The 11641-nt window shown below is 73.7% G+C and carries 9 protein-coding genes; 3 read left to right on the top strand and 6 right to left on the bottom strand.

The window, feature by feature from the left end; genetic code table 11:
- Positions 1–155: 155 nt before the first annotated feature.
- The 4 genes from ACFVTF_RS10980 to ACFVTF_RS10965 form a co-directional block, all read right to left on the bottom strand.
- On the bottom strand, positions 156–1262 hold the full coding sequence (locus ACFVTF_RS10980; RefSeq protein ID WP_387811996.1) for a serine hydrolase domain-containing protein: 1107 nt from the start codon (positions 1260–1262) through the stop codon (positions 156–158).
- Positions 1263–1456: 194 nt separating this feature from the next.
- Positions 1457–1816, bottom strand: a complete 360-nt coding sequence (locus ACFVTF_RS10975; protein WP_387811993.1) for an SgcJ/EcaC family oxidoreductase — start codon at positions 1814–1816, stop codon at positions 1457–1459.
- A complete protein-coding gene (locus tag ACFVTF_RS10970; RefSeq protein ID WP_387811990.1) occupies positions 1813–2118 on the bottom strand; it encodes a muconolactone Delta-isomerase family protein in 306 nt (101 codons plus the stop codon). Before ACFVTF_RS10970 ends, ACFVTF_RS10975 begins: the two co-directional genes overlap by 4 nt.
- A gap of 70 nt (positions 2119–2188) precedes the next feature.
- On the bottom strand, positions 2189–3382 hold the full coding sequence (locus ACFVTF_RS10965; protein WP_387811987.1) for an MFS transporter: 1194 nt from the start codon (positions 3380–3382) through the stop codon (positions 2189–2191).
- A 116-nt stretch (positions 3383–3498) separates the two neighbouring features.
- On the opposite strand from ACFVTF_RS10965, the gene ACFVTF_RS10960 reads away from it, so the two are divergent.
- On the top strand, positions 3499–4059 hold the full coding sequence (locus ACFVTF_RS10960; protein WP_387811984.1) for a MerR family transcriptional regulator: 561 nt from the start codon (positions 3499–3501) through the stop codon (positions 4057–4059).
- Here ACFVTF_RS10960 and ACFVTF_RS10955 read toward each other — a convergent pair.
- Both ACFVTF_RS10955 and ACFVTF_RS10950 read right to left on the bottom strand, forming a co-directional pair.
- The gene (locus ACFVTF_RS10955) at positions 4016–5254 is read right to left on the bottom strand and encodes a cytochrome P450 (RefSeq protein ID WP_387811981.1); all 1239 of its coding nucleotides are present in this window, start codon (positions 5252–5254) and stop codon (positions 4016–4018) included. The genes ACFVTF_RS10960 and ACFVTF_RS10955 overlap by 44 nt on opposite strands.
- Positions 5255–5447: 193 nt before the next feature.
- Positions 5448–8654, bottom strand: a complete 3207-nt coding sequence (locus ACFVTF_RS10950; protein ID WP_387811978.1) for a M28 family peptidase — start codon at positions 8652–8654, stop codon at positions 5448–5450.
- A gap of 302 nt (positions 8655–8956) precedes the next feature.
- Here ACFVTF_RS10950 and ACFVTF_RS10945 point away from each other — a divergent pair, with 302 nt between their 5' ends.
- Together ACFVTF_RS10945 and ACFVTF_RS10940 are read left to right on the top strand one after the other, a co-directional pair.
- A complete protein-coding gene (locus ACFVTF_RS10945; protein WP_387811975.1) occupies positions 8957–10417 on the top strand; it encodes a helix-turn-helix domain-containing protein in 1461 nt (486 codons plus the stop codon).
- A gap of 352 nt (positions 10418–10769) precedes the next feature.
- The gene (locus ACFVTF_RS10940; RefSeq protein ID WP_387811972.1) at positions 10770–11627 is read left to right on the top strand and encodes a sterol desaturase family protein; all 858 of its coding nucleotides are present in this window, start codon (positions 10770–10772) and stop codon (positions 11625–11627) included.
- The last annotated feature ends 14 nt before the right edge of the window (positions 11628–11641 follow it).

The following is an 11641-nucleotide window of genomic DNA, read 5'->3' as shown; positions in this document are numbered from 1 at the left end:
ATCCGGCCGGGGGTGTTTTTTGGTCGGCCCGCCCGCCCCCCGCCCCCCCCCCGCCCGCCCCGCCCCGGCCGTGTCGCCAGTGCTGCGACCGGGAAGGTGCGCCGGGCTGCCTGGGCCTCGGGCGTTGCGCGCCGCGCACCGGACGGTTCCGGTTGTCAGCCGGCGAGCGTGGCGTTGACGAGTGCCTTGATGTAGGGGAGGTCGTTGCCGGTCCCCGTCGGGTTGAGGGAGTACACCACGCGGTGTCGGAGGTCGCGGGTGGCGAAGACGCCGTTGTCCCAGCCGGGGCGGGAACCGGTCTTGCCCCAGGCGTACTCGCCGTTCGGGAGCTGGTAGCGCATGAGCCCGCCGATGCTGTAGCAGGCCGTTCGGCCGACGCAGTTCGTGTTGTCGGCGGCGTTCGACGCGTTCGGCACCTCGAACACCAGCTTCTGCTGGGCGGGCGGGAGCAGGCGGCCCCGGAACAGCGCGGTGATGAAGTGGTCCAGGTCGGCGGCGGTGGAGATGATGCCTCCCTCGGCCCACGGGTACGGGCTCTGCTCGGTCACGTCCTGTCCGTCGAGGTACACCTCCGCGTGGGGCGAGGGGATGGTCGGGTCGTCGGCGGCGGGCAGGCTGGTGTGGCTCAGGTGCAGCGGCCGGATGATCCTGTGCTCCAGCTCGGTGGTGAGGGAGTGGCCGGTGACCTTCTCGATGATCAGGCCGAGGACCAGGGAGTTGAGCCCGTTGTACTGCTGCTCGGTAGGGGGCGCGAGCGGCACGTCGGTGGCTGCGGTGAACGAGGCGCGCAGGAGGTCTTCGGGCGTCACGGACTTGAGCTGCCATCCGGGTCCGTCGGTCGGGTCGGGAGTCCGGGCGGGCTTGGGCAGGCCGCTCGTGTGGTCGAGGAGCCGGCGCACGGTGACGCGGTCGTACGCCTGGGGCAGCATGTCGGGGACGTACTGCCGTGCCGGTGTGTCCAGGCCGATCCGGCGCTCGGCGACGAGTTGGAGAGCCACGGTGTTGGTGAACACCTTGGTGACGCTGCCGATCCGGAGGTAGGCGTCGGCGGTGACCGGGCCGGCGGTGGCACCCACCCCGTCCTGCCTGATGAGCGCGCCCGCGAGGACCGCGTCGGGCAGGTGGTCGAGGATGTCCTGAACGGTCGGGTTCGCCAACGCCGGGGCGTTGGAGGCTGACGTGGCGGCGGCTGCCGGCAGGGCCGCGCCGGTGGTGAGTGCGGTGGCCAGCGCGAGGGTGGTGACGGCGAGGCGGATGCTCATCGGGGTTTCTCCGGGGCGGCGTTGACGGACTTGTTGACCTCGTCAACTCTGCTGCGTCCAGCTGCCGTTGCCCATCGGTGATCACCCTGACAACAACCCTGGACTGCCCCTGGGGGCGATCAGACGATCTTTGTTCCTGCCGGGCTGCTCTGACCGGCCCGACGGAGCGCGGCGGTGGAACGTGGCGGCGCAGCTCAGGGGAGCAGCGAGACCTGGTAGTGGGCGATGGACCAGCCGTCGGGCGAGCGGCGTAGCAGGACGCCGAGGTTGACGGTGAGGGTGGGGCGGTCGGGGAAGGCGAAGTCGACGTCCAGGTAGCCGAGGAGGAGGTCGTCGGTGAGGCGGCGGGTCTCCAGGACGCGGTAGGCGGCGGTCATGCCCGGTGGTTGGGAGGCGTAGTACTCGGCGATGCCGGTGCGCCCGACGGTGTACGGGTGGAGGCCCTGGAAGATCGCGTCCTCGGTGAAGCAGGCGGCGACCTGCTCGGGCCGGTGGGCGTCGACGGCGGCCTTCCAGCGGTCGAGGAGGTCGCGCAGGACGGCCGTGTCGTTCATCGGGTGCCTTCCGGTCGGCCGGGGTCGTTGGGGTGGGGGGAGAGCGGGGTGACGGTGTCCTGGCGCCATACCCGCAGGGGCATGGTGGCGAGCGCCTGTTCCAGCCGCTCCTCGTCGGGGGCGCTGAACAGGCCCCAGGTGCGCCGTTCGCCGGGGGCGAGCGGCGGGCGCCAGAGCCGCAACAGGACGCCCTGGGCGGCGAGTTCGCCCGACCGCCGGGCCTCGCGGGCCCGGATGTCGGCGATCGCCTCCTCGGGGGTTCCGTCCGGGACGGTGGTCACCATGTCGACCAGGAATTCCATCGGCTTCCTCTCGTACGGGTCTACCGGAGTATCGAGGGGCGCGGCCGCCGGGGGTGCGCAGGCACGCCGGTCACGGCCGGGCGTCGTGGCCGGCGCGCAGGCTGAGGACGGAGCCGGCCAGGAGCAGGCCGACCATGGTCAGCAGCGGGGCCGTCCAGGAGCCGGTGGCGCTGTGGAGGGCGGCGATGAGGGCGGGGCCGGTGGCGGCGAGGAGGTAGCCGCAGGTCTGGGCCATGGTGGAGAGCGCGGCGACGTGGTCGTGGTCGGTGCCCCGGCGGGCGAAGAGCACGGCGGCCAGGGCCTGGCCGCCGCCCATGCCGATGCCGAGGATGCCGGCCCAGAGCGGGGCGCCGGTGGCGGGGGCGAGCACGACGCCGAGCAGGCCGAGGACGCAGACGGCCACCACGGCGAGCAGGTGCGGCCGCTGGTCGGCGCGGGCGGCGGCGAGGACGGGCGCGAGGAAGCCGCCGACGGCGAGGCCGAGGATGAGGACGGCCTGGTCGGTGCCGGCGGCGGTGCGGCTGAGGCCCGCGTCGACCAGGATCGAGGGCAGCCAGGCGAGGGTGGCGTAGAAGACCAGGGTCTGGATGCCGAAGAAGGCGGTGAGGCTCCAGGCGAGCGCGGTGCGGCCGACGGGCCGGCGGTGCACCGGCGAGGTGGCGGCCGGTATCCGCCGTTCCACCCGCAGTTGCGGCGCCATGCCCGCCGCCGCGAGGACGGCCGGGAGGACGGCGAGGGCGATCGCGGCCCGCCAGGACCACGCGTCGGCGACCGGCGCGACGAGGGCGGCGACCACGGCCGACCCGGCGCCCATCGCGAGGGCGTAGACGCCCATCATGGTGCCGATCCGCCGGGGCGCGAAGCGGGCCCGGACGAACACCGGGATCAGTACGTTGACCACTGCCACCGCGATGCCCACCAGCACCGTCCCCGCGTAGAGCCCGGGCAGGCCCGCCGTGCGCAGCAGCGCGCCCACGACGAGGAGCACGCTCGCCCAGAACAGCCCGCGCTCCTCGCCGATCCGCCGCCGGGCGAGGGCGCCGAGCGGGGCGAACAGGCCCATGCACAGCGGGGGCAGCAGGCCGAGCACGGTGACGGTGCCCTGGCCCCAGCCGGCGACCGGCGCGAGCGGTCCGACCTGCCCGAACGCGACCCGGGTGTTGAGGCTGAGCAGGACGAAGCCGATGACGAGCAGCGCGCCGGAGGCGGGCGCGGCGCGGCCGGGTGAGGTCCGGCTGGGGGCGGAGGCGGTGCTGAGCGGCATGAGCGGCATGAGCGGCGAACCCTTCGCTGCGGCGGGAAGTTAGGCTTGCCTAAGCTTTCACGCTCAAGTGCGCTTGAGTGCAACCCGCCGACCGTGACCTGTGAAGGAGACGAAGCGTGGAGCAGCTCTACTCGATCACCGAGGTCGCGCAGGCCTTCGGCCTCTCCGTCCCGGCCCTGCGCTACTACGAGGACTGCGGCCTGATCACCCCCGCCGCCCGCCGCGGCCGGGTGCGCCAGTACGACCGGGCGGCCCTGGAACGCCTCGCCCTGGTCCAGCTCTGGCACGTGGACGGCATGATCCCGCTCGCCGGGACGGCCGCCGTGATGGCCAGCGAGCAGGCGGCGGAGCGGAAGGCGCTGCTGGCGGCGCAGCGGGACGAGATGACGGCCCGCGCCCGCCGCCTGGAGCGGGCCGCGGCCGTCCTGACCCACATGCTCGACTGCCACCGCGACCGCCCGCTGGACTGCCCGGTCACCCACGCGCACATCGGCGCCCGGGTCGACGCCGCCCTCGCCGGCGAGGAGCTGGCCGACGACTTCCTCCCGCCCGCGCCCGCGCCCGCGCCCGGGGCCGCGACCGTGTCCGCGCCCCCGCCCCCACCCGCGACCGTTTCCGGGACCGGGACAGGACCTACCCCAGCACCGCCGGCGTCGGCCCGTCGGGTCGCACGGTGATGCTGTAGGCGGAGCCGGTCGGGACGGAGCGGAACCGCACGGTGTGGGCGGGCAACAGGAGTTCGAGCAGCGCGGTGGTCTCGCGCACGGCGAACTGGGTGCCGAGGCAGGCGCGGGCGCCGAGGCCGAAGGGGAGGTACGCGCCGAGCTGGGTGGGACGGGTGCCGGTGGCGGTGAAGCGGGCGGGGTCGAAGCGTTCGGGGTCGGGCCACAGGGCCGGGTCGCGGTGGGTGAGGTAGGGGCAGACCAGGACTTCGGTGCCGGCGGCGATGTGGTGGCCGTCGATCACGTCGTCCCCGACGGCGTGCCGGGGGAGCAGCCAGGCCGGGGGGTAGAGCCGCAGGGTCTCGCTGACCAGGGCCTGCGGGTCGGCGCCGCGCGCCTCGGGGTGGCGGTCGAGGAGGAGGAAGAGCCAGGTGAGGGTGGTGGCGGTGGTCTCGTGCCCGGCGACGAGCAGGGTGACGAGTTCGTCCCGGATCAACCGGTCGGTGTACTCGGGGTGCTGGGCCGCGGCGTCGAGCAGGACCCGCAGCACGCCTGGCTCCTCGACGTCGCCGGCCGAGCGCGCCGCGTCGATGGCGGCCAGCGCGACGGCGTCGATCCGGGCGAGGTCGGCGGCGACGGCGTCCCGGGCGTCCCCGGCGTCCGTGGGCAGGGTCGGCATGGCCGCCACCACCCGTTCCACGCAGCGGAGTTCATGGTCGGTGTGGTCGTCCAGCGGCAGCCCGGTGAGGGCCCGCCAGACGGTGTCGAGGGCGAATCCGCGCATCTCCTCGCCGAGGTCGAAGGTCTCGCCGGTGCGCGCGTACCCTTCCCAGCGGTCGGCCGTCCGGCGGGCGGCGGCGGCGATCCGCTGCTCGTAGCGGCGCATCCCGGTGCCGGTGAACTGGGACTGCAGCAGCCGCCGTTGGCGCTTCCAGGCATCCCCGGTGGCGGAGAGCACGCCGTCGCCGACCAGCATCCGCGCGCGGTGCGAGCGCTTGACGTAGCGGTCGGGGTGGCGGCCGAGCACGTGCTGCACGGCGGCCGGGTCGGTGACCAGCACGGTGGGCGTGGGGCCGAGCCGGAAGGCGGCGATGCCGCCGACGCGGTGCTGCGCCCGGGCGAGCAGGTCGACGAGGTCGGCCTCCTCGCTGCGCCACTGCTCGACGGCCTCGGCGGCCAGCTCCGGTACGGGGCGGGTGTCGGTGGTCACCGGGAGTCTCCTCGGGGGTCGGCCGTCGCGGGCGGGCGGCCCGCCCCGCAGCCGACTGTACGTCAGTTGGGTGGCGGACCGGTTACGTCCGGTGACCCGGGGGTGCGCCCGGCGCACAGCTGCGCCGCGATCCGTCCCCCTCGACGGACCGCGGCGCAGCGGCTTACGGGGTGTCAGGCGGGTGCCCTACGGGTCACACGGCCTGCCACAGGGCGGGGACGATCGGCGGCTCCCAGCCGACCTGGGCGGTGTGACCCTGGAGGCAGCGGTAGCTGACCCCGTTGTAGGTCACGATGTCGCCCGCCTGGTAGGTGGTGCCGGGCGACCAGGTGCCGCCGGGGTTGGTCGGGCCGTTGCCCACGACCAGCGAGAAGCTGGTGCTGTGGGTGGCGGAGCCGGTGCCGGTGAGCGTGATGCTGTAGGTGCCGGCCGCCGTGTTCGCGGCGGTCGCGATGGTCAGCGAGGCCGAGGCGCCGGACTGCACCGAGGACGGGCTGAAGGAGACCGTCACACCCGCGGGGGCGCCTGAGGCGGTCAGGTTGACCGTCTGGGCGGAGCCGGAGGTGGTGGCGGTGGAGACCGTCGCGGTGGCCGAGTCGCCGGGGTTGACGGTGGCGGTGGCCGGGTTCACCGAGAGGGAGAAGTCGTTGGCGGGGGTGGTGCCGCCGACGGAGGTCTTCCAGATGGTGTAGGCCACGCCGTCGGCGCTGCGGTTCAGCGCGGTCGGGTCGATGTTGCTGGTGGTGTCGCAGGACTGGTGGTAGCAGGAGTCGTACGAACGGCCCGCGCTGCCGCCCCACTTGGTCGCCTGGCCGGAGGTCTTGACGGCGTCGGCGCCGGCCGCGTAGCCGGAGGTGGGGATGCCGGCCTGCTGGAAGGAGTAGTCGTCCGAGCGGCCCTGGCCCTCGACGTTCTCCTCCGGCTGGAGGTTGAGGGAGTCCCAGTAGGCCTTCATCGGCGCGGCGGCGGCGGAGGTGATGTTGTTGATGAAGTAGCCGGCGTTGGGCGAGCCGACCATGTCGAAGTTGTAGTAGGACTTGATCGCGGAGCGCTGGGTGGAGCTGAGCTGGCCGACGTAGGACTGCGAGCCCTGGAGGCCCTGCTCCTCACCGGTCCACCAGGCGAACCGGACGTGCCGGGTCAGGGTGGGGTTCTGCTGGGCGAGGACGAGCGCGTTCTCCAGCAGGGTGGCCGAGCCGGAGCCGTTGTCGTTGATGCCGGGGCCGGCCGAGACGCTGTCCAGGTGGGCGCCGAACATGGTGACCTGGTCGGCGGGGCCGCCGGGCCAGTCGGCGATCAGGTTGTTGGACTGGTAGGTGCAGGAGGTGCAGGTCTGCTCGGTCACGGTGTAGCCGGCGGCCTGCAGCTTGCCCTTGATGTACGCCACGGACTGGCTGTGCCCGGCGCTGCCGGCCCGGCGGTTGCCGCCGTTCTGGTTGGCGATGGTGTTCAGCTGGGTCAGGTGGGCCTGGACCTTGGCGACGTCGATGTCGGGCGCGGGCCCGCCGGGCGTGCCCCCGCCGCCGACGGTCAGGGTGTACTGGGCGGTGTGGGTGGCCGCGCCGGCGGTGCCGGTGACGGTGATCACGTACGTCCCGGCCGGGGCGCCCGAGGAGGCCGACAGGGTCAGCGTCGCGGACGAACCCGTCTGCACGGACGAGGGGTTGAGCGTCGCGGTGACCCCGGTCGGGGCGCCCGAGGCGGTCAGGTTGACGGTCTGCGCGGTGCCCGAGGTGACGGCGGTGGAGACCGTCGCCGTGGTCGAGGCGCCGGGCTGGACGGAACCGGAGGCCGGGCCGAGCGCGAGCGAGAAGTCGTTGTTGCCGGACGGCGTGCAGGTCGGGTCGCCGCTCTGCGCGGGCAGGCTGATCGCGTCCCAGGCGGCCTTGGTCCGGTTGAAGTAGTTGCAGGTCGGGTCGAGGTTCTTGGCGGCGGTCAGGGTGGTGGTGCGGTACCGCTTGTAGGTCATGCCGCTGGTCTTGAGCAGCATGCCGCCGTAGAAGATCTGGCCGGCCTGCTTGACGCCGATGCCGGTGACCGAGGAGTTGTTGCAGGTCGGGCTGGACGGCTTGCCGCCGCCCGGGTTGGAGCCCATCGCCAGGAGGTAGAACCAGTGGTTCAGCGGGCCGGCGGCCGCGTGCACCTCGGTGCTGGGGATGGAGGAGGAGTAGCAGTTCGGGTCGTTGTTGACCAGCGAGGGCTGGTAGAGGCTGCGGATCGGCCCCTGGCCGACCAGGTTGACCTGCCGGCCGACCTGGTAGTCGGGGTAGTCGTAGGGCGCGGGCTGGTTGACGTACTCCTTGGTGAGCGCGCCGAAGATGTCGCCGGTGCCCTCGCCCAGGCCGTTCTCGTTGTTGGCGCCGCCGGGGGTGTACTGGTCGATGCCGTGGCCGAACTCGTGGCCGACGACGTCCTGGGCGGCGATCCACTCGTTGTTCTGGTTGTGGCCGATGGAGACGGAGCTGCCGTCCCAGTAGGCGTTGACGTCGTTGAGGCCGACCTTGACCGGCCAGCTGCCGCCGTTGCCGTTGTGGCCGTTGCGACCGAGCCAGTCGCGGAGCATGTCCCATTCCTTCTGGGCCGCCCACATGGCGTCGGCGCAACCGGTCTCCTTGCTGGAGGGGTTGCCGGTGCCCCAGGAGTCGGAGGACTTGCTGAACACCTGGCCGCTGCTGTAGTCGGAGCAGGTCAGGCCGGGCCGGTTCGGGTCGCGCAGCGAGTACGAGCCGCCGGAGTTGGTGGTGCTGATGGTCAGCGGGCCGGGGCCGTTCCACTTGCTGTTGATGGTGCCGGCGCGGACATCGTCGTAGCTGTCGATCACCTCGCCGCTGGCGGCGTCCACGAAGACGTGCAACGTGCTCGGCGCGCTCTCGGTGCGGCCCTTGAGGACGGTCTCCCAGGCGAGCCGGCTCGCGCCGTCCTTGACCCGGACGACCAGGCGGCGCTCGGCCACCGAGTCCACCGCGGCCAGCTTGGTGCGCGCGGTCTTCTCCGCGTTCGCCGCGCTGACCTGCGGGGTTATCGAGCCGCCGACCGGCCCGGTGGCAGCCGACTGGAGGCCGCGGACCTTGCCCTGGCTGTCGGCGAGCACCACGGCGTCGCCGCCGACCACCGGCAGGCCGCGGTAGCTGCGGTCGTAGGCGACGGAGTAGAGGCCGCCGAGCCAGGGGGTGACGGCCCGGCGCTCGTAGGTCTCGCCGGGGCCCTTGGCCAGTGCGTCCAGACCGGCGGCCGCGGCCGCGTCGGCGGCGTTGACGGCTGCCGCGAGGGCGCTGGGTGGTGCGGGAGAGGGGGTGGGCGCGGCGGTGGCCGGCCCGGCCGTGGCGGCGATCATGCCGGCCAGCACGGTCAGGGTGGTCGCCGTGGTCAGCAACCGTCCTGTGGAAACTCTGCGTTGCATCGAGGCTCCTAGCATGTGGGGGTCCTCGACCGCGGACGGCATGGCTGGTGGCGCACCGCAGGGCCGTGTCTGGGGGACGGCCGTGCGGGCCGTCCGCGTTCGGGTGCCGGAACCCTCACACGGCGTCATGCTCTGGTCAATGGCTGGTGCACGCGATGCATAGGGTTGGCAAATTCCGTCAAGCTGGGCTTTTGCCCGAGTGGTTGAGACCACCTCATGTACGGACGGGGTGTCATCGAGTACCGTCCTGATGGTCGGGAGGTTGGCGAGGGGCCCGGGGGAAGCGACCGGAGGAGGCAGCCGTGCACCGGAACCGCGTGGCCGTGGCACCGGCGTCCGCACCCCCGCCCCCGCCCGTCGCCCCGCCTGCCGCCCCGCCCGCCCAGGAGCCGGGCGCCTGGCGGGACTTCGGCGCCCGGCTGCGCCACTGGCGGCGCCGGGCCGGACTCACCCAGGCCCAACTCGGCGCCGGCATCGGCTACGACCACACCGCGGTGAGCAAGATCGAGCACGGCGCCCGCCGGGTCACCCCCCGGATCGCCGACCGGATCGACGAACTGCTCGGCGCGGGCGGTGAGTTGCGGGCCGCCTGTCAGCGGGCCGAGACCGCCGAACTGCCCTCCCTGGCGCCCCTCGCGCCCGCCCTGCTGCGGCCCCCGCTGCCCACCGCGGCCGTGAACGGGCCCGGCGGCCCGGCCCGCTGGAGCGCCCCCGCCCAGCCGCCGCCCCGGCTGCCCGACTATGGCCTGCTCTGCCCGCTGCACGGCGCCGACGGCTGCGACGTCCCCGGCCCGGTCGAACTCGCCGCGCTGCACGCCGAGTTCTGCGCCGCCGACCCGGCCGCCGCGCCGCCCCTGGACGCCGCCACCGCACACGCCCTCACCGGGCTGCTCGCCGCCCACCTGCGTTCCGGTGAGGCCGGCGGCCTGCCGGGACTGGCCGCCGCCGTCGAACGCACCCTGCGGGCCGTGCTCGCCCGGCTCGCCGCCGCCCCCGCCGCGCAGCGCCGTCCGCTCGCCCGGCTGGCCGCCGAGCACGCGCACGCCGCGGGCGCGCTGCGGATGCAGGACGGCCGCAACGCCACCGCGATGGCCTGCTTCGACCGCGCGCTCGCCTGGGCGGAGCTAGCCGGGGACCAGGCCACCCAGGTCGCCGCGCTGAGCGACATGAGCACCCTCGCCCGGATGGACGGCGACCCGGCCGCCGCCCTCGGCTACGCCCGGGAGACCGGCCGCGCCGCCCCCGGCCGGCACTGGGCCGGCGCGATGGGCCAGATCGGCCAGGCCCGCGCGCACGCCCTCACCGGCGACGTCCGGGCCACCATCCGGCACCTCGGCCGCGCCCGGCTGCACCTGGACCACATCGGCGCCCGGGACGAGGACGACGCGCCCTGGCTCTCCATCGCCTCGATGCGGCTGCGGGTGGAGTCCGGCGCGGCCGCCGCGCTGCGCGACCTCGCCGCGGTCGTCGACGACCCCCGGCTGGCCCGCCGGGCGCTGACCGCGGCCGAGACCGCGCTCGGCCTGCTCGGCCCGGCCCAGCTCCCCTCCAGCCGTCTCCTCTTCACCGTCCGGGTGGCGGACTGCCACGCCTGCGCGCACGACCCGCAGACGGCCGTCCAGTTGCTCGGGCCCGCCCTGGAGACCGCCCCGGCGGCGGCCCTGCCGGCCCTGGTCGGGTACGAGCTGCGCGGCCTGCGCGACCGCCTCGCGGCGCACCGCCCGGACGCGGCGTGGCGGCTGGCGGAGCTGGCGGGATCCTGACGGGCGGCGCCACCCGCACGGCCCGCGCCCTCGCGCCCGGCTCGCGCTCGCCCGGTGCCACCCGCGCCGTCCTCGCCGGACCGGGGGCCGGATCCGGGTCCGGACCGCCCCCTGCTCCAGGGGGCGTGCGACCCCGCCCGGCGCGGGTCAGACCGCGCTGCGCTCCGTTTTCTCCAGCGTCTGCGAACAAACGCGCCCCTTTCGCGCCGGTCTTGTGTCAACTTCGTGCGCGGATCTTCCTCCGATCGGGTTATTTATGGCGTTAACACGTCGAATGACTGCCGTAGCTGACCGGTCCCGCTAGAGTCTCTGACGTTTCCAGTCATTAGTTCGCGAATAACCAAGGGGGCGCGTGCTGTCCGCCATTGCACGCCGGCTCGCTCATCCGCTTCTGCTCCTGGGGGTGCTGTGCACGGCCGTCGCCACACTGCACTTCCACTGGGAGCCCGACCGGGTCTCCCCGCTCGTGCTGGTCGGCGTCCTCGGGTACCTGGCCGTACTGGAGCGGGTGATCCCGTACCGGACCGACTGGCATCCGAGCGGGCGTGAACTGCGCTGGTACACCGTGTACTTCGTGCTGAGCATGGCCGGCGGTGCGATCGCCCAGGGGCTGGTGACGGCGCTGGTGCAGGTGCTCGGAGCGGCCCATCCGGCGCTCCCGTTCGCCGTGGAGATCCCGCTCGCGCTGCTGGTCGGATCGCTCGGCGACTACCTCGTCCACCGCTGGTCCCACCAGAACCGGTGGCTCTGGCGCCTGCACGGCGTCCACCACGTGCCGGACAAGGTGAATGTCGCGAACAACGGCGTGAACCATATTCTCGACGTGTTCGTCGCGCAGTCCGTGGTGCAACTCCTGCTGTCGCTGATCGGCTTCTCGGCGGAATCCGTGTTCGTGGTCGGAATATTCATTCTTGCGCAGGGGTATTTCGTTCACGCGAACATCGACGTCCGCCTCGGGCTCCTCGGCCACCTGCTGGCCGGCCCCGAGCTCCACCGACTGCACCACAGCACCGACCTCGCTGAGGCCGGGCACTACGCCTCCGACCTCTCGCTGTGGGACCACGTGTTCGGCAGCTTCACCTGGCACCCCGGCCGGGTGCCCACCGCCGTCGGCCTCGCCGATCCGGCCGCCTTCCCGGCCACCGGCGAAGTGGGCGCCACCCTGCTGTACCCCTGGCGCCAGGTGAAGACCACCGAGCCGTCCGTCTGACCCTGCCCGCGAGG

The organism is Kitasatospora sp. NPDC057940, assembly GCF_042887425.1.
In the GTDB taxonomy this organism is placed as follows: domain Bacteria; phylum Actinomycetota; class Actinomycetes; order Streptomycetales; family Streptomycetaceae; genus Kitasatospora.
The sequence above is the reverse complement of the archived record's forward strand: the minus strand, read 5'-3'. Positions and strand labels throughout refer to the sequence as shown.

Excerpts from the sequence above, each read along its gene's own strand:
- ACFVTF_RS10980 (WP_387811996.1), bottom strand. The coding sequence starts at position 1,262 with ATGAGCATCCGCCTCGCCGTCACCACCCTCGCGCTGGCCACCGCACTC.
- ACFVTF_RS10975 (WP_387811993.1), bottom strand. The coding sequence starts at position 1,816 with ATGAACGACACGGCCGTCCTGCGCGACCTCCTCGACCGCTGGAAGGCC.
- ACFVTF_RS10970 (WP_387811990.1), bottom strand. The coding sequence starts at position 2,118 with ATGGAATTCCTGGTCGACATGGTGACCACCGTCCCGGACGGAACCCCC.
- ACFVTF_RS10965 (WP_387811987.1), bottom strand. The coding sequence starts at position 3,382 with ATGCCGCTCAGCACCGCCTCCGCCCCCAGCCGGACCTCACCCGGCCGC.
- ACFVTF_RS10950 (WP_387811978.1), bottom strand. The coding sequence starts at position 8,654 with ATGCAACGCAGAGTTTCCACAGGACGGTTGCTGACCACGGCGACCACC.